The 17,476-nt window shown below is 37.1% G+C and carries 18 protein-coding genes and 1 riboswitch; of the genes, 16 read left to right on the top strand and 2 right to left on the bottom strand.

The window, feature by feature from the left end:
* The first annotated feature begins 130 nt into the window (after nucleotides 1-130).
* Complete coding sequence (locus IGL48_RS06430; protein WP_002365644.1) at nucleotides 131-676, top strand: TetR/AcrR family transcriptional regulator; 546 nt, start codon at nucleotides 131-133, stop codon at nucleotides 674-676.
* A 142-nt stretch (nucleotides 677-818) separates the two neighbouring features.
* A complete protein-coding gene (locus IGL48_RS06435; protein WP_002357632.1) occupies nucleotides 819-1,193 on the top strand; it encodes a YxeA family protein in 375 nt (124 codons plus the stop codon).
* Nucleotides 1,194-1,236: 43 nt separating this feature from the next.
* Here IGL48_RS06435 and IGL48_RS06440 read toward each other — a convergent pair whose 3' ends face one another.
* A complete protein-coding gene (locus IGL48_RS06440; protein ID WP_002374887.1) occupies nucleotides 1,237-1,986 on the bottom strand; it encodes a peptidylprolyl isomerase in 750 nt (249 codons plus the stop codon).
* 181 nt (nucleotides 1,987-2,167) lie between these two features.
* Between IGL48_RS06440 and IGL48_RS06445 the strand changes: the two genes are divergently transcribed.
* From IGL48_RS06445 to IGL48_RS06480, 8 genes are all read left to right on the top strand, one after another.
* On the top strand, nucleotides 2,168-3,259 hold the full coding sequence (locus IGL48_RS06445; protein ID WP_002360357.1) for a DUF871 domain-containing protein: 1,092 nt from the start codon (nucleotides 2,168-2,170) through the stop codon (nucleotides 3,257-3,259).
* 193 nt (nucleotides 3,260-3,452) lie between these two features.
* Entirely contained in the window at nucleotides 3,453-4,382 is a 930-nt protein-coding gene (locus IGL48_RS06450) for an alpha/beta hydrolase (protein ID WP_002357629.1), read from the top strand.
* Between the two features lie 168 nt (nucleotides 4,383-4,550).
* Complete coding sequence (gene xerD / locus IGL48_RS06455; protein WP_002398286.1) at nucleotides 4,551-5,441, top strand: site-specific tyrosine recombinase XerD; 891 nt, start codon at nucleotides 4,551-4,553, stop codon at nucleotides 5,439-5,441.
* Nucleotides 5,442-5,505: 64 nt separating this feature from the next.
* Nucleotides 5,506-6,300: a segregation/condensation protein A gene (locus tag IGL48_RS06460; RefSeq protein ID WP_002381915.1), complete on the top strand. Its 795-nt coding sequence runs from the start codon at nucleotides 5,506-5,508 to the stop codon at nucleotides 6,298-6,300.
* Nucleotides 6,297-6,902 carry an SMC-Scp complex subunit ScpB gene (gene scpB, locus IGL48_RS06465; RefSeq protein WP_002357625.1) on the top strand — a complete coding sequence of 202 codons (606 nt, stop codon included), beginning with the start codon at nucleotides 6,297-6,299 and terminating at the stop codon, nucleotides 6,900-6,902. Before IGL48_RS06460 ends, scpB begins: the two co-directional genes overlap by 4 nt.
* Nucleotides 6,903-6,905: 3 nt before the next feature.
* On the top strand, nucleotides 6,906-7,622 hold the full coding sequence (locus IGL48_RS06470; RefSeq protein WP_002357624.1) for a pseudouridine synthase: 717 nt from the start codon (nucleotides 6,906-6,908) through the stop codon (nucleotides 7,620-7,622).
* Nucleotides 7,623-7,773: 151 nt separating this feature from the next.
* Nucleotides 7,774-7,893: riboswitch (FMN riboswitch) on the top strand.
* A 71-nt stretch (nucleotides 7,894-7,964) separates the two neighbouring features.
* Nucleotides 7,965-8,630, top strand: a complete 666-nt coding sequence (locus IGL48_RS06475; protein ID WP_002384530.1) for an ECF transporter S component — start codon at nucleotides 7,965-7,967, stop codon at nucleotides 8,628-8,630.
* A gap of 255 nt (nucleotides 8,631-8,885) precedes the next feature.
* On the top strand, nucleotides 8,886-10,217 hold the full coding sequence (locus IGL48_RS06480; RefSeq protein WP_048949497.1) for a zinc ribbon domain-containing protein: 1,332 nt from the start codon (nucleotides 8,886-8,888) through the stop codon (nucleotides 10,215-10,217).
* Nucleotides 10,218-10,239: 22 nt separating this feature from the next.
* On the opposite strand, the gene IGL48_RS06485 is transcribed toward IGL48_RS06480, so the two are convergent.
* On the bottom strand, nucleotides 10,240-10,458 hold the full coding sequence (locus IGL48_RS06485) for a ferredoxin (RefSeq protein WP_002357617.1): 219 nt from the start codon (nucleotides 10,456-10,458) through the stop codon (nucleotides 10,240-10,242).
* Between the two features lie 35 nt (nucleotides 10,459-10,493).
* On the opposite strand from IGL48_RS06485, the gene IGL48_RS06490 reads away from it, so the two are divergent.
* From IGL48_RS06490 to der, 6 genes are all read left to right on the top strand, one after another.
* Nucleotides 10,494-11,528, top strand: a complete 1,035-nt coding sequence (locus IGL48_RS06490; RefSeq protein WP_002357615.1) for a helix-turn-helix domain-containing protein — start codon at nucleotides 10,494-10,496, stop codon at nucleotides 11,526-11,528.
* Complete coding sequence (locus IGL48_RS06495; protein WP_002385918.1) at nucleotides 11,529-12,971, top strand: RecQ family ATP-dependent DNA helicase; 1,443 nt, start codon at nucleotides 11,529-11,531, stop codon at nucleotides 12,969-12,971.
* Between the two features lie 75 nt (nucleotides 12,972-13,046).
* Complete coding sequence (locus tag IGL48_RS06500; RefSeq protein ID WP_002357613.1) at nucleotides 13,047-13,670, top strand: LysM peptidoglycan-binding domain-containing protein; 624 nt, start codon at nucleotides 13,047-13,049, stop codon at nucleotides 13,668-13,670.
* A gap of 235 nt (nucleotides 13,671-13,905) precedes the next feature.
* Nucleotides 13,906-14,586, top strand: a complete 681-nt coding sequence (gene cmk, locus IGL48_RS06505; protein WP_002357612.1) for a (d)CMP kinase — start codon at nucleotides 13,906-13,908, stop codon at nucleotides 14,584-14,586.
* Between the two features lie 113 nt (nucleotides 14,587-14,699).
* A complete protein-coding gene (gene rpsA, locus IGL48_RS06510; protein WP_002357611.1) occupies nucleotides 14,700-15,911 on the top strand; it encodes a 30S ribosomal protein S1 in 1,212 nt (403 codons plus the stop codon).
* Nucleotides 15,912-16,084: 173 nt separating this feature from the next.
* The gene (gene der, locus IGL48_RS06515) at nucleotides 16,085-17,395 is read left to right on the top strand and encodes a ribosome biogenesis GTPase Der (protein ID WP_002357608.1); all 1,311 of its coding nucleotides are present in this window, start codon (nucleotides 16,085-16,087) and stop codon (nucleotides 17,393-17,395) included.
* Nucleotides 17,396-17,476: the final 81 nt, after the last annotated feature.

Here is a 17,476-nt window from a genome sequence, read left to right on the forward strand (position 1 = left end):
TTTCGAAATGTATAGAAAATTTTGAGAAAAGAAACGCATAAAAAAGTGTAAAATATTATATATATAATGAAAATGGTTTTCTTTTGTGTGAACATAATAAAGTTATTGTTAACTAAAAGAGAAAAGGGGTATGAAAATGGTTAGAACGAAGGTATATACAAAGGAAAAAATCTTAAACGTAGCTGAAAAAATTTTAGTAGATAAAGGTTTTTCTAATTTAACTGCTAGAAATATTGCAGATGCTATGGGGATTTCTACGCAGCCAATTTATTTAGAATTTGTCAACATGGACGATTTAAAACGAACCTTAATTAAATCGTTATTTCATCGTATGCAATTATTTTATAAAGCAGATGTCGGTGCCTCAGACCCAGTGATTGCATTGGGTCTGAACTTTATATTATTTGCCCAAAAACATCAAAAAATCTATACGGCGTTATTTATGAAAGCACATGGTTATGAAGAAGAATTGCAGCAAATGCTTCAAACTTTTTTTGAAGAGCGTTTATTATTGGATAAAAAATATGTACAAATGGACAAAGGAAAATTTGTCGAATTATTTCCTAAAATGGTGGTAATCTATTTAGGTTTAGCCACAGCGGTTACAATGAAAACAATTGACTTAACTAAGAATCAAGAAATTCAATTATTAAGTCAATTATTGATAGAAGAGTAGTGTTTTGTTATTTATTCAAAATAACAAAAATACGACATAAGTCTGAGGAAAAACTGGTCGTTGCGCCCGAGGAAGGATTGTTTAAAACTTGCTATACTTTGGAAGAAGTAACAGAGAATAATTACTCGGGAGGATTTATGTGATGAAATTTATTAAATTTTTAGTGGTGACAGCAATTGTTATTGGTGGTGGTTTATTTGGGGCCAAGTTTTACGCAGAGAAGAACTCTGGCGAATTAGCTGGTGTGTTAGATCAATTAAATCCATTGGTTAAAGAAGGAAATGTGTATGTTAAAACAAAGAAAGCCGATAGCGTTAATGGCTATGGAATTGCTAGTTATACGCAAGTAGCCGCAGATGAGGAAGGCAAAACGCGAGAAATAACTTTCACAGCGGACCATGAATTAAAAACAGATCATTATCTAAAAGTCTCAAATAAAGGGGCCCACATCAATACGTATGAAGAGGTCAATCAAGACCAAGTACCAGAAAAGGCATTACAAGCGATTCAAAAATAACAAAAAGTCAGAACGTATCTTCAGCGTACGTTCTGACTTTTTGTTATTTTTTTGCTTCTTGAAGAATATTGATTTTTTCAATTTTAACATCAGTTTTTGGTTTATCGTTGGCACCAACTTCGACTTTGGCAATTTTATCGACAATATCCATTCCTTTGGTTACTTGACCGAAAACAGTATGTTTTTTATCAAGAGAAGGATAGCCGCCTTTTTTGTAAGCATCAATGATTGCTTTTGGATAATCATCATATAAAAGACCATCAGATTGATCATCTGTATTTTGGACAATAAAGAACTGACTGCCGTTAGTATTAGGTCCTGCATTCGCCATTGATAACGCGCCACGAATGTTATATAACTGGTTTGAAAATTCATCTTCAAATGGTTTATTCCAGATGCTGTTTCCGCCAGTTCCATCACCGCTAGGATCGCCACCTTGGATCATAAAGTTATTGATGACGCGGTGGAAAGTCAAGCCATCATAATAGCCATCTTTGGCATGTTTCATAAAGTTCTCGACAGTTTTTGGAGCCTGTTTAGGAAATAGTTTGATTTCAATATTTCCCATTGAAGTAACCATTTGGACTAAGTCTTGATCTTCGGCAACTTTGTCATCTAGTTGTGGTAAATCTAGTGAATTTAAGTCGACCGAATCCTTTGTTTTGCTTTCACTGGATTTAGCGACAGAATCACTCGTTGCGGTCGTGCCTTTATTATTGGTTGTGTTACAGCCTGCTAAAAGCAAGGTGAATGCTGCAACTGAAGCAACAGCAAGCATTTTCTTATGTTTCATCTGTTTTCCTCTTCCTTTCACACTGACAATTAGGTTCTTTTTTATCATAACAAAAGAGAAGATAACAAACCAGTGGAATTTTTATAAGATTTCCTATAGGAAAGGTGTAGACCACTTTTGTTTTTTTTGTTACAATGTAAGCAGATACATTATTATGTTTTACAATTTAGGAGGCAATCACATGGGAAAATTAGGTATTTCAATTTATCCAGAACGTTCAACATTTGAAAAGGACAAAGCATATTTGGATTTGGCTCATAAATACGGCTTTAAGCGTGTCTTTACTAGTTTATTGCAAATCAATGATGATCGGGAAAAGGTATTAGCAGAGTTTAAAAAAGTCGTAGATTACGCCAACCAATTAGGTATGGAAGTGATGGTCGATATTAATCCTGCATTGTTCGAACAATTAGGCATCTCTTATGATGATTTATCATTTTTCCATGATATGGGCGCTTACGGTATTCGTTTAGATCTTGGTTTTACTGGGCAAGAAGAGGCGAATATGACAAGAAACCCTTATGGCATTAAAATTGAAATTAATATGAGTTCAGGGACAAGTTATGTAGATAATATTATGGCCTACTCACCAAACACAGAAAATTTACTAGGCTCACATAATTTCTATCCACATCGTTATACAGGCTTAGGCTATGAGCATTTTGTTTATTGTTCAGAAAAATTTAGAAAATATAATTTAAATACGATGGCGTTTGTGAACTCACACGATGCTACATTTGGGCCATGGCCGACACAAGATGGGTTATGTTCTTTGGAAGACCACCGCGATTTAGAAATTGCAACGCAAGTTAAGCATTTAGTTTTAACAGGATTAATCGATGATATTTCTGTCGGAAATGCTTATGCCTCAGAAGCAGAATTAGCAGCAATGGCAGAAGCCTTTCATGCACCGTATCCTTCGATCAAAGTGGATACAGAACCAGAAATCACAGAAGATGAAAGAATTGCATTGTTCGATAACTTACACAGTTATCGTGGAGATCGTTCTGATTACGTTTTGCGTTCAACAATGACACGTGTTTACTATAAAGATCGTCCTTTCCCAGCTCATACAACGAGAGATATTGTTCGAGGCGATGTCTTGATTGACAACGTTGGCTATGGACAATACAAAGGGGAAACACAAATTGCTTTAAAAGAAATGAAAAATGATGGCCGTGTAAATGTGGTTGGTCGTATTTCTGATGACGAACGTTTCTTATTAGAATTTTTGAAACCATGGTCAAGTTTTAAACTTATTGAAAATAAATAATTTTTAGTTTCCTATAAATAGATAAGTGGAGCATAGCGTAAAAGGTAATATTTTTGTGCTATGCTTTTTTGTCGCAACAAAATTGTCCCATTGTAGTGGTAAAGAAAGATGGCTGAATCTTTGAATGGTAGTTGTCAAAAAAAGGGCGACAACTTATAATGAATCATACAGTTTAAATAAAAGGAGTACGTAGATGAATCGATGGTTAAAAATTTTGATTGCGCTTATTGTAGTAATTGCAATTGGTTTAATTGCGGCAGGCTTATATTTTTATAATTATGCAGTAGTTCCAGGAAAGAAAGACTTTATAAATGAGAATACCCCAGGGTCAAAAGTGGTCCAGACACCTGAAGGCGCGTGGTTTAAAGATGACAAAAATCGACAAGAATGGTCAATTACTTCGGAAGATGGGCTACGTCTAAAGGCCATTTATTTACCAGCCGACAAAAAAAGTAATCGTACCGTTATTATGGCGCATGGTTATATGGGTTCGGCAGAAACGATGTCTGTCTTTGCGAAAATGTATCATGATTGGGGCTACAATGTGTTAGCGCCAGATGCGCGTGGTCACGGGAAAAGTCAAGGAGATTATATTGGGTTCGGCTGGCCCGATCGTAAAGATTATGTCCAATGGATTGAGAAAGTTTTAACCGAAAATGGTCAGCAAGAACAAATCACTTTATACGGTGTCAGTATGGGTGCTGCTACAGTCATGATGACGAGTGGGGAAAAATTACCAGATAACGTGAAAGCCATTGTGGAAGATTGTGGCTATTCTACAGTCAATCAGGAGTTGCAATATCAATTGAAAGAGCTTTTCAATTTACCAAGTTTCCCATTAGTTAATGTTACTAGCGGGATTACGAAACTTAGAGCTGGCTATTTCTTTGGGGAAGCAAGCGCTGTTAAGCAATTGCAAAAGAATCATTTACCAATGCTCTTTATTCATGGTGAAAATGATACGTTTGTGCCGTTTAGTATGTTAGACGAAGTTTATAATGCAACCCAAGGACCTAAAGAGAAATATGTCGTGCCTGGAGCAGAGCATGCGAAAGCTTATAATAAAAACCCAGAAAAATATAAGGAAACAGTAGCTGCTTTTCTAGATAAATATATAAAATAACAAATTTATTCTTTACTAATAGTAGCAAAAACAAAAGACTTGTTCTTAAGTTAACGACTTAGTGAACAAGTCTTTTGTTGTCAGTTGATTTTTTTTAATAAGTTGGAATTTACCCATGCAATCTAGGGCATAATCTGATAGGATAGTACTAGAAATGAGGGAAGGATAATGGAAGAACAATTAGTCGATTATTTACACTATTTACAAATAGAGCGGGGCTTATCAAATAACACACGACGGAGTTACGAACGAGATTTAAAAAAATACGTAGCCTTTTTACAAGAACAAGGCCTGCATTCTTGGGACGAAGTTGACCGTTACATGATTACAGAATTTTTGCAATCCCTTCACGAAGAACAGCAAGCTTCAGCAAGTGTGATTCGGATGATTTCTAGTTTGAGAGGATTTCATCAATTTTTACGTCAAGAACGCTTAAGCGAACATAATCCGATGCAACATATTGACTCCCCCAAGAAAGTTCAAAAATTGCCAAGTACATTATCTGTTGACGAAGTGACTCGATTAATTGAAACGCCTGATACAAGTAAACCACTAGGTATGCGGAATCGTGCTATTTTAGAAGTGATGTATGCAACGGGCCTGCGAGTTAGTGAGCTAATTGAAATAAAATTAGGGGATCTGCATTTATCCATTGGTTTATTGCAAACAATCGGAAAAGGGGACAAAGAACGAATTATCCCTTTAGGCGATTATGCGATTCAATGGATTCAGCGCTATATGAACGAAGCCAGACCTCAATTGATTAAAAACCATCCGAATGAAACACACCTGTTCGTTAATCATCATGGCGAACCGTTATCTAGACAGGGCATTTGGAAAAATTTAAAACAGATTGTCCGAGAAGCCCAGATAGAGAAAAATATTACGCCGCATACATTACGGCATAGCTTTGCGACACATTTGTTGGAAAATGGCGCAGACCTTAGAATCGTTCAAGAATTATTAGGACATGCAGATATCTCCACGACACAAATTTATACACATATTACCAAACAACGAATGGCAGATGTTTATAAGGAACATTTTCCTCGGGCTTAATTTGCGAGAATGCCCACAAACGAATAAATTTATGGTAAACTAGGAAGTCGAGAAAAGAAAGTAGGTGTCGTTTTTGCAAGAAATTAATTTAAAACTAGATGTCTTTGAAGGACCACTGGATCTTCTACTACATTTAATTCAAAAATTAGAAATCGATATCTATGACATTCCCATTACAGCAGTAACTGAACAATACATGTCTTATATTCATGCGATGCAAACCTTAGAGTTAGAAGTCGCTGGAGAATATCTAGTCATGGCTGCCACCTTAATGGCTATTAAAAGTCAGATGTTGCTTCCAAAACAAGAGCTTGAGATCATTGATGATGAAAATTTTTTTGAAGAGGAAGACCCACGGGAAGCTTTAGTAGCTCAGTTATTGGAGTATCGGAAATTTAAATATGCAGCGACTGTTTTACATGAAAAAGAAGAAGAACGTAAACTCTATTATACAAAAGAACCAATGGATATGGATGATTATAAAGAGGAAGATACAACACTACCGCCTAATCAAATCAATACAATTGATTTATTTCTAGCCTTTCACGCCATGTTAGAAAAGAAAAAAAATCGCCAGCCTGTTGAAACAACTGTTGCTAGTGACGATGTTTCCATCGAAGAAAAAATCACCGCTATTTCAGAGCGTATGCGCCAAGTACAGAAAGGGAAGGCAGTGTCGTTTGATTCTTTCTTCGATTCTTATTCCAAACAAGAAATTGTGACAACGTTCATGGCTCTTTTAGAATTAATGAAAACAGGCGTGATTTATGCTGAACAAGAAAATAATTATAGTGAAATTTTGTTATTTAATACAGAAACCCAGCAGGAAGATACAACAGAGGTGGAGGAAACACAGTGACATTAGTTAGTCAAATTGAAGCAATTTTATTTGTGGTTGGCGAAGAAGGAATTGGCTTGGAAGAGCTGGCGTACTTATTAGAGAAGTCAACAGCAAAAACCTATGAAGAATTAACGAAATTGAAAGAACATTATGCTTCTGACAATAAATCGGCGTTAAATATTTTAGAAGTCGGCAATCATTTTGTCTTAACAACGAAGAAAAAATATGCCTCATTACTAAAAAAATATGCGCAATCGCCTATGTCGAACGCCTTATCACAAGCGGCGCTAGAAACATTATCCATTATTGCTTATAAGCAACCAATTTCGCGTATTGAAATTGATGAAATTCGTGGCGTACAGACTTCTGGCTCTATCCAAAAGTTAGTTGCCCGTCAGTTGATAGAAGAAAAAGGCCGCGTCGATGGTCCTGGTAGAGCGATTTTGTATGGCACAACGAAGTATTTTATGGATTACTTTGGGTTGAAAAGTTTAGATGAATTACCAGATATCCAACAAATGGAAGATGAATTAGAAGAAGAACTACCAATGGATCTATTTTTTGATCGTTATCAAGAAACGAACCCAATGTCTGAAACAACAGAAGGCGAGGAAGCTTAAAAAATGGAAAGATTACAAAAAGCAATTGCTCATGCTGGGGTGACTTCGCGTCGCAAAGCAGAGGAATTAATTGTCAAAGGCCGCGTAAAAGTCAATGGCCAAGTGGTCAAAGAATTAGGAACGCAAGTAAGTAAACAAGATACTGTTGAGGTTGATGGTGTACCAATTTATCAAGAAGAATATGGTTATTATTTATTCTATAAACCAAGAGGGGTTATTTCTGCGGTGTCTGACGATAAAGGCCGTAAAGTAGTAACGGATTATTTTACAGATGTTACTGAGCGAATTTATCCAGTCGGTCGTCTGGATTATGATACTTCTGGGTTGTTACTTTTAACGAATGATGGAAGTTTTTCACAAAAATTAACCCATCCTAAACATGAAGTAGATAAAGTCTACGTAGCAAAAATTAAAGGTGTACCTACTAAACGGGATCTATTGCCATTAGCCAAAGGCATTCGCATTGATGGCAAACGCACAGCACCAGCCAATTTTCAAATTCTTTCAGCGGATATTAAAACAGGTAGCAGTGTCGTGGAATTAACGATTCATGAAGGACGTAATCATCAAGTGAAGAAAATGTTTCAAGCTGTTGGTTTCCCTGTTCAAAAATTAAAACGTGAACGTTATGGTGAGTTGACCTTACAAGGTTTGCGACCAGGACAATATCGTGATTTAACTAAAAAAGAAATCAGTCAATTATTAAATCAAGCTAAATAAGATAAAATGACTCGATCTCTTCGCGCTTATGGCGAAGGGATTGTTTTTTTTGAGAAATGAAACAATCAATGAAATTTAATAAAAAAGCTTAGTTAGTTGCATTCATTGTTCAAATCGGTTACACTAAGTAAGTAAAAAAATATAATACAAGGTTCGTCTTCAGGGGCAGGGTGTAATTCCCGACCGGTGGTTATAGTCCACGACTCGTTTTTAACGATTGAATTGGTGTAATTCCAATACCGACAGTATAGTCTGGATAAAGAAGATAGGGCTTATTTGAGACGCTTTTTCATCAGATAATCCTACTCTATTTTTCCCTGCAGAAAAATAGGGTTTTTTTGTATGACAAAGAAGCGAATCAAAAAGTTCGTTGAAGATGGGTCCTTAATTGGAGGATTTCAGATGAACAACAAGGTACAAAAAATGGTCAGCATTGCAATGTTGGCTGCAATCGGTACAGTATTACAATTTGTGGCATTTCCGATTATGCCGGCGTTTAGTTTTTTGAAAATCGATTTTAGTGATATTCCGATTCTACTCGGAATGTTCTTGTACGGACCGTTAGCAGGAGTAATTACTGCTTTTGTTCGTTCGTTGCTACACCTGTTCTTAACCGGACTAGCACCGCAAAATATGGTGGGAGATTTCGCTAGCTTTTTAGCAAGTAGTATCTTCACCTTGCCAATTTTTTATTTCTTTGGTAAAAAGAAAAATATCCGTACAAATCGGATAGTGGGCCTAGTAAGTGGGATCTTAGCCTTGACGATTTTCATGAGTATTGCGAATTATTTTGTCATTACACCAGTTTACTTACAATTATATGGTGTGACCACACAACAATTTTTAGGAACATCTTTAGCAAGCTATGTGGCGATTGGTATTGTGCCATTCAACCTTATTAAAGGCCTCTTAGTCAGTGGTGTTTTTCTAGTACTACATGCGAAGTTATTGCCATGGCTATCAAAAAAACAACATACTATTCAGAAAAAAACACCGTTAACAAAATAAATGATAAAAAACCTGCTGTTGAACAATGTTTGACAGTGGGTTTTTAAAATTTACGCCTAAAAGAAAAGAGGTTGTCATAATCTGTCATCATTCTGTTAAAAAATACTAAACCATCTGCATTGTAATTTTAACTTTCCCTTGGTATGATAGAAATCATCAAAGAAAGAGGAGTTTTCCTGAGTGAAAAAGTGTAAAAATTGTCGTCACGTGAATCGTGATACGGAGTCCTTTTGTGAAGAATGCGGCGCTCCGCTAATGAATGAATCAATGCATCAAGAGGAAAACCAAGCACAACCATCAATGAATAAAGGGAACGAATCTACTCCTCTCAGATCAAAAAGAAGCTGGATCTGGGCGTTTCTTTTTGTGTTCATCGTTCTTGGAGCGGGTAGCTATTTTCTCGGGACGCATTATTTTTCTAAGGAACAACAAATTTCTTATTTTATTGAAGCGATTGAGAATGGTGATGCCCAAGAATTAAGTAAAAAAATGAGGACGAACGAGTCTGAATTTCAAGTGAATCCGCAAAGCATTAAGCCTTTAATCACTTATTATCAAAAAAATCCAACTGAGCTAAAAAAATTAGAAAAAGCGCTATTAAAGGATAAAAAGTTACATGGTTTAACTATTCGTGAAACAAGTCAAACAGCATTTTTCTTTCACCGTTATCAATTCATTTTAACGCCTGTTTCTGTTCAGTTAACGACGAATCAGCGCGGTGTGACGCTGGCAATGAACGGGCGGGAAGTGGGCACTTCCGACTCAACCACTTATCAAAAGGAATTGGGCCCCTTAGCGCCAGGACAATATACTTTTACAGCCACAGTGAAAGATAGCACCGGCGAACCTGTTATCACAGAAGAGTACCGTTTATTAGAAGAGGAAAATTATATTTCTAGTATTCCTTTAGATTTTAAACGAATGAATTTTGTTGTGGAAAGCAATCTGCCAGACGCAGATATTTATATTAATGATCGGAAAGTTGGTACGCTAACGAATGGAAGCAAAACGATTGGCCCTTTGTTCTGGTCCAAAGGGATGACGATTCAACTTAAAAAGACGATTAATGGAGAAGAAATTCAAACATCAAAAGAAACGATTGGTGAAAATGATTTTGTCGAAGCGCTCTCCGATAATCCAACGCTACAATTGAATTTTCCGTTAGCTAGCGACTATGATGCCCGCAAAGCGCTAGAAACCTTTTATCAAGCATTTGCCAAACAAGTGAAAAGTCATACGGATAGTACAGAATTTGCTAAAAAATATCTCGTTGGTGGGGAAAATAATCCTCAATTTCCTTCTTTTATAGAAGCACTTGAACGATTACGTGAAAAGAAATCGACCGATGTTTCACCAGATTTTGAAGTGACCATTAATACGCTACAATTGGATGGTAAAGAAAATTACCATGTCAATTATTATTTAGAAGCTAAAAATTCTAAAGCAAAAGAAAATGGTCTTCGTTATGAATGGATCAATGGCCTAAATGATCAAATTCATCTAGTCAAAGAACCGCTAAAAGAAGGACAATTACAGTTTGTTTCGATAGATGAACAAACACTTGCTTGGCTCGAAAAAATACTCTAAGCAAAAATGAGTGCTAAATTATTTAGCACTCATTTTTGCTTATTTCTATTGCACGCGTGGGACATTTGCGGTACGCTTTTAACACATTCTCGCGTTCGTTTTCTGGAATAAATTGTTGTCGAGCATGCGGCTCGTCTTTAAAAAGGACAATCCCATGATCATCATAATCAAATATATTGGGCGCATAAACTTGACAAAGTCCACAAGCAATACATTTTTCAGGAACTAAACGTGATTGCATAAACAGTGACACATCCTATCTAAAAGAGGTTTACTATGGAAGCAACTTTTATTTTAGCGTTATTATCTCATGGATACAAGGTACGTGCATCAACTTTGTATCATCTTTTAAAAGGCAAACGGACTAGTTCTGTTTTGATTTATGGTTTTTTATATGATTGTTTACGGTTCATTGGCTGGTGGCCAACGATTTCCGAACAAGCCTTTTTTCAATTTCTTGAAAAACTTTCGAAGGCGAAACAAATTCAGTATCACAAAGAGACAAATGAAATTCAACTAACAAAAGAAGGGCAACTATTTTTAAAGGAGCACCATTTTTCGTTGCTGGATTATCCTGCAATTGATCTTTATCGTTTTGGCAGAAGTGATCGAGAAAGTTGGCAACTCATTCAATTTGCCGTGCAAGTGACTTCGTATTTATCATTTGAGGAAAAACAGTATATTCCACTTTTATCAACACCGATTCCGCAACTATATTTGAAACGATGGTTACAACAAGACAAGAAAGAGCAGCGCGTTCAATCAATCAAAGAAGAACTGTTGCGAGGGTTTGAGTTACTACCTGAAGCAGAAAGCGACTATTTGGTTGCGCAACTTTCTGGTTATCAGCAAACTGGCAAAGTTCCTCAGCAATTAACAAGCCATAAGACAGCTCTTGAACAGCGTTTGTGGCACACGCAAGCGGTTCATCATTTACTGCAGTTGATAATGTACGGAGGAAACTATCCTGCTTTACAAACGCTTGTATGGCCGTATCTAGAAAAAAATCTAAACCAAAGTATGCAAGAAACCCAACGATTGTTAACGGAAGGCAAGACGCTTCAAGAAATTGCTGAGCAGCGAAAAATAAAACCGAGTACCATTCATGACCATCTATTAGAGTTGGCTATTCAAGGGCAGCTGCAGGCGTCTGTTTATCTTGAAAAGGAGGCAATGCTCCAAAAATTGGCTCAAATAGAACAAGATCCGCGGTTGTGGGTGTATCGGGATTGGCGAGCGCAAGAAGCGACGCTTTCTTATTTAGATTTCCGCTTATATCAAATCCAACAAATTTGGCAAGAAAAGGAGTGAGTGTTGTTGACATTAGAACAAGAATTATTCACTCGATTTGGTTATGCAGCGTTTAAGCCTGGTCAAAAAGAAGTGATTACAAACTTACTTGACGGTATGAATACATTGGCTGTTTTGCCAACAGGCACCGGTAAATCATTGTGTTATCAATTTGTGGGCCAGAAGTTAGAGGGACTAACGGTAATTGTTTCTCCTTTACTTTCGTTAATGGAAGATCAGGTGCGTCAATTACAAAGACAAGGAATTAAAGGTGCGGTTGCCTTAAACAGTACGTTACAGTATTCAGAAAAGCGTTATATTTTAGCGAAAATGTTCCAATATGATTATCTGTTTTTAAGCCCAGAAATGCTTTTGCAGCAAGAAGTACTTAGTGTGTTACAACGCCAAAAAATTGCATTATTTGTGGTGGATGAAGCCCATTGTGTTTATCAGTGGGGCGTCGATTTTCGCCCTGAATATAGTAAATTAGATCTGGTCCAAAAACAGCTAGACTTTCCTTTGACCTTGGCGTTAACTGCCACAGCGACACCCGTTGTACAGCACGCAATTATAAAACAATTATTTTCTCATGGTAGCTATCAAGAAGTTCTTTCTTCAGTGAATCGAAAAAATATTGGCTTGTTCGTGAAGGAAACGTTAGAAAAAGAAGAAGTATTACTAGATTACTTATCTAAAACGGCTGGTAAAATCATTATCTATTGCGCCACGCGCAACAAAACAGAACAAATCAGTCAACTTATTCAGGCGAAAACCAGTTTTAAGGTAGCCTATTATCATGGGGGCTTGGAGGCTAGTGAACGTAGTCGCTTGCAAGAACAATTTATTGATAATCAAATCGATATTCTTTGTGCAACGAATGCTTTTGGGATGGGAATCGACAAACCTGATGTTCGTGGAGTGATTCATTTTGATTTGCCTGATAGCTTAGAAAATTACCTGCAAGAAATCGGGCGAGCTGGACGTGATGGTCAAAAAAGTTGGGCGCTATTATTGTATAAAAAAGGGGATGAATTTATTCATCGGTTTTTCTTAGAAGAGACAAGAGCGAATCGAGCGACATTAAAATCGCTGATTGAAGGAGAAGAACAAGCAGGTTTGTTAGAAAATGCCACCGAGTTACAACAAAAATGGGTTCAAGGCTATTTAGCCAAGGATTATTCTTTTGAAGAGCTAGAGCATCGTTTAGAGGAGAAAGAAAAAGATCGTCAAGCGCAATTAAGAGGGATGCTGACGTATATTGAAACCACAACCTGTCGAAGAACGTTGATTCAAACTTATTTTCAAGAACCGATTGTCAAACAATCACCGGAAACTTGTTGTGATAATTGTGCGTTATTCTTTGACATTTACCAAGATTCAATAGTAAAATCGAACAAGACCAGCAATCAAAATGAAGGAGGTTGGCGTTCTAAATTTCTAAAATTATTTAAAGAACGTGATTAATTCATTTTTTTAGTCGGCAGTTGGCAAAAGCTATGATATAATAACAAGCGAGAGAAGTTTAGGAGGAAATTAGCAGTGAGTAAAAAGGACAAAAAGAAAAACCAAGCTCGTGAGCCATGGGAACAATCAATTTATGAACCTGATCAAAATGGTGGTGGTTCTCGTTTAGCAAAACGCCAACAGCAACGAGGAAATTCATTATTTCTAACTGTTTTAGTTATTTTGCTATTATTAATTATTGCCATTCCAATTGGGACTTTCTTATGGATGATGCAAGACAAGAAACCGAACGAAAGTGCTAGCAAAAATAGCCAGCCATCTTCTTCATTAGTCCAATCATCATCAAAAGAGAAGAAAAAAGAAAGTACGTCAAAATCAGTGGAAAGCTCAGAACCAGCAAGCAGCCAACCAGCTGAAAATACAACACCTTCAAGTTCTGATGCTGCTGCACAGCAACAACAGGACCAACAAGCACAACAGCAACAACAACAACAACAAGAGCAGCAACAACAAGAAGCTCAAAATCAACAACAGCAACAAGCGCAGAACCAACAACCTGTTTATGATACCGTTCAAAGTGGCGAAGGGGCACGTCAAGTTGCCGAACGTAACGGAATGACATTAGAACAAATTTTAGCGTTAAATCCTGGGATTGATACATCTGTGTTTTATCCAGGACAACCATTACGTATTAAATAATCCAGAAAAAGAGGTTTGGACAGCACTTTCAAGGCTAAACCGCGACGAATGATTACATGAGAATGCCAATAAGCAGAAATTTCCGAAAGATGTTTTGCGTCTTTCGAGGGATTTCGGCTTATTGCTTTTTCGTTAGAAACTCGTCATCAGTTTAAATCCAAGTTCTTTTCTTCTGATTTTAATATAAAAGAAGAAGCGCATTTTAAAGGATGCATATCAGTTAAGGAGTTTTTTCATGGGGAAAATCAGTATTGCTATTGACGGACCAGCTTCGTCAGGCAAAAGTACAGTTGCAAAAATTTTAGCAAAACAATTGAATTATGTGTATTGTGACACGGGGGCCATGTACCGAGCGATTACGTATTTGGCCTTGCAAAATCAAATCGACATTCAAGCGGAAGAGCCATTAGTAGCGCTTTGTGTCAACCACACTATTTCTTTTCAGCAAGCAGAGAATGGCCAACGTGTTTTTATCGATGGTCATGAAGTGACCGAAGCGATTCGCCAGCCAGATGTAACGAATGCTGTTTCAGCTGTTTCAAAACATGCAAAAGTTAGAGAAGAAATGGTGGCGTTACAACAGAAAATTGGTCAAGCCGGCGGAGTTGTCATGGATGGTCGAGATATTGGTACTGCAGTTCTACCAAAGGCCGAAGTAAAGATATTCTTGGTGGCTAGCGTTGAAGAACGTGCAGAACGTCGTTTTAAAGAAAATCAAGAAAAAGGGATTGAGACGGATTTTGAAACCTTGAAGGCGGAGATTGAACGTCGGGATTATTTAGATTCAACCAGAGAAGTATCACCCCTTGTCCAAGCAAGTGATGCTGTGAAAATCGATACAACAGGGTTGACGATTGAAGAAGTCGTCGCCGCCATACAAAATGTGATTAAACAAAAAGGTTTTGAACTTTTTTAAAGAATTTTAAGAAAAATAGAAGAAATCGCTTTATTTTTTTACAAAAATCTCGTACTATGTAAGTATATATAGCTAAGTTTTGGAATTTTTGTTGGCATAGGAGGATAAGAGGCATGACAGATTTTGAAGACAAACAAGTAGCAAACAACGAAACAATGGAAGATGCAATGAACAGCGTTCAAGAAGTCAGTGTTGGCGATATTGTTAAAGGCGAAGTTTTAGCCATTGAAGACAAACAAGTTGTTGTCGGCATTGAAGGAGCGGGCGTTGAAGGCGTTGTTCCTGCAAAGGAATTATCGACTTTACCAGTTGAAGATGTACACGAACTTGTGAAAGTCGGTGATGTGTTAGATTTAGTTGTTATCACATCAATTGGCAAAGATAAAGAAAACGGCAGTTATTTACTGTCAAAACGCCGTTTAGATGCTAAAAAAGTTTGGGAAGAAATTGAACAAGATTTCCAAGCGGGCAAAGTAATCGAAGCACCTGTTACAAATGTTGTTAAAGGTGGTTTGGTTGTTGATGTTGGTGTTCGCGGATTTGTTCCTGCCTCAATGGTTGAAGATCATTTTGTTGCAGATTTTTCTGAATATAAAGGTCAAACACTAGCATTTAAAATTATTGAAATCGAACCTTCAGAAAACCGCTTAATTCTTTCACATAAAGCAGTTGTTGAAGCTGAAAAAGAATCGAAAAAAGAAGAATTACTTTCTTCTTTACATGACGGAGACGTTGTTGAAGGGAAAGTAGCTCGTTTAACAGATTTCGGCGCATTCATTGATTTAGGTGGCGTGGATGGTTTAGTTCATGTTTCTGAAATTGCTCATCAGCATGTGGGCAAACCAAGTGATGCGTTAACTGTTGGCGAAGACGTTCAAGTAAAAATTCTTTCAATTAATCCAGATGAAGGACGTATTTCTTTATCTATTAAAGAAACATTGCCTGGACCATGGACAGATATCGAAACAAAAGCAGCCGCTGGGACTGTTTTAGATGGCACAGTAAAACGCCTAACAAGCTTCGGTGCCTTTGTGGAAGTTTTCCCTGGTGTGGAAGGATTAGTGCATATTTCTCAAATTTCTCACAAGCATATTGCAACGCCTCATGAAGTCCTTCATGAAGGGGATCAAGTACAAGTGAAAGTTTTAGAAGTTAATCCAGAGGAACATCGTATTGCTTTAAGTATCAAAGCGTTAGAACCAAAACCTGAGTCTCAAGAAGAACCAAAAGAAGAACAGGAATATGAATTGCCTGAAGAAAATACTGGTTTTACCATGGGCGATATTTTAGGTGACGCTTTATCTGACGCGAAAGAAGAGGAATAACCCGTTACTTTCTTGAAATTTATGAGTTTGACATAGCCGTAAACAGATCGGCTATGTCAAACTCATTTTTTCTTGAATTGGTTAGAAAATCAGCAGAAACTAAAACTTTTCTTGCACTTTAAGGTTTGATTAGGTAAACTAGTAAGGATTGAAATTCTCAAGGAGGGAATCAAATGGCAAATCCAACTATTGCGATTGTCGGTAGACCGAATGTCGGTAAATCGACTATTTTTAACCGCATTGCCGGTGAGCGTATCTCGATTGTAGAAGATACTCCTGGCGTAACACGCGACCGTATTTATACAACTGGAGAATGGTTAGGGCGTGAATTTAGTATTATTGATACCGGTGGGATTGATTTAGGTGACGAACCATTTATGGATCAAATCAAACACCAAGCAGAAATTGCGATTGATGAAGCAGATGTGATTATCTTTGTTGCTAGTGGTCGTGAAGGAATTACTGATGCAGATGAGTTAGTAGCAAAAATTTTATATCGTAGTAATAAACCAGTGATCTTAGCTGTTAATAAAGTTGACAATCCTGAAATGCGTAATGATATTTATGAATTTTATGCTTTAGGACTAGGGGATCCTTTCCCAGTTTCTGGTAGTCATGGTTTAGGCATTGGCGATGTGTTAGACGAAGCAGTTAAACATTTTCCTAACACTTCAGAAGAAGAGGACGAAGATACAATTAAATTCAGTTTAATCGGGCGTCCAAATGTCGGTAAATCATCATTGATTAATGCTATTCTTGGTGAGGATCGCGTGATTGTTTCAGATATTGAAGGAACAACGCGAGATGCAATCGATACGTATTTTGAATCTGAAGAAGGTCAAAAGTTCTTAATGATTGATACGGCTGGTATGCGTAAACGTGGGAAAGTATACGAATCAACTGAAAAATATAGCGTCATGCGCGCAATGCGGGCGATTGAACGCTCAGACATTGTTTTAATGGTCTTGAATGCAGAAGAAGGTATTCGTGAGCAAGACAAGCGTGTGGCGGGCTATGCCCATGAAGCAGGTCGCGGTATTATTATCGTGGTCAACAAATGGGATACAGTCAAAAAAGATACAAATACAATGCGTGATTTTGAAGCGGAAATTCGTGATGAATTCCAATATTTAGATTATGCACCCATTATTTTTGTGTCTGCATTAACCAAACAACGTTTAAACAAACTGCCTGAACTAATTGAAACAGTAAGTATGAATCAAAACTTACGGATTCCTTCAGCGTTGTTAAATGACGTTGTAATGGATGCTGTAGCAATTAATCCAACACCAACCGATAAAGGAAAACGTTTGAAGATTTTTTATGCAACACAAGTGGCAGTCAAACCACCTACATTTGTTATTTTTGTCAACGAAGAAGAACTAATGCACTTTTCTTATGCCCGGTTTTTAGAAAATCAAATCAGAAAAGCATTTACGTTTGAGGGCACGCCAATTAAAATCATTCCGCGACGCCGAAAATAGTGCATTCTACCATACTTTTTTTAGATATTCAAATAAATTTATCAACTTTGAGAAAAAATGATTATTTTTTGAAAAAACTGG

The organism is Enterococcus sp. DIV1090 (genome assembly GCF_050537975.1).
GTDB lineage: Bacteria > Bacillota > Bacilli > Lactobacillales > Enterococcaceae > Enterococcus > Enterococcus faecalis.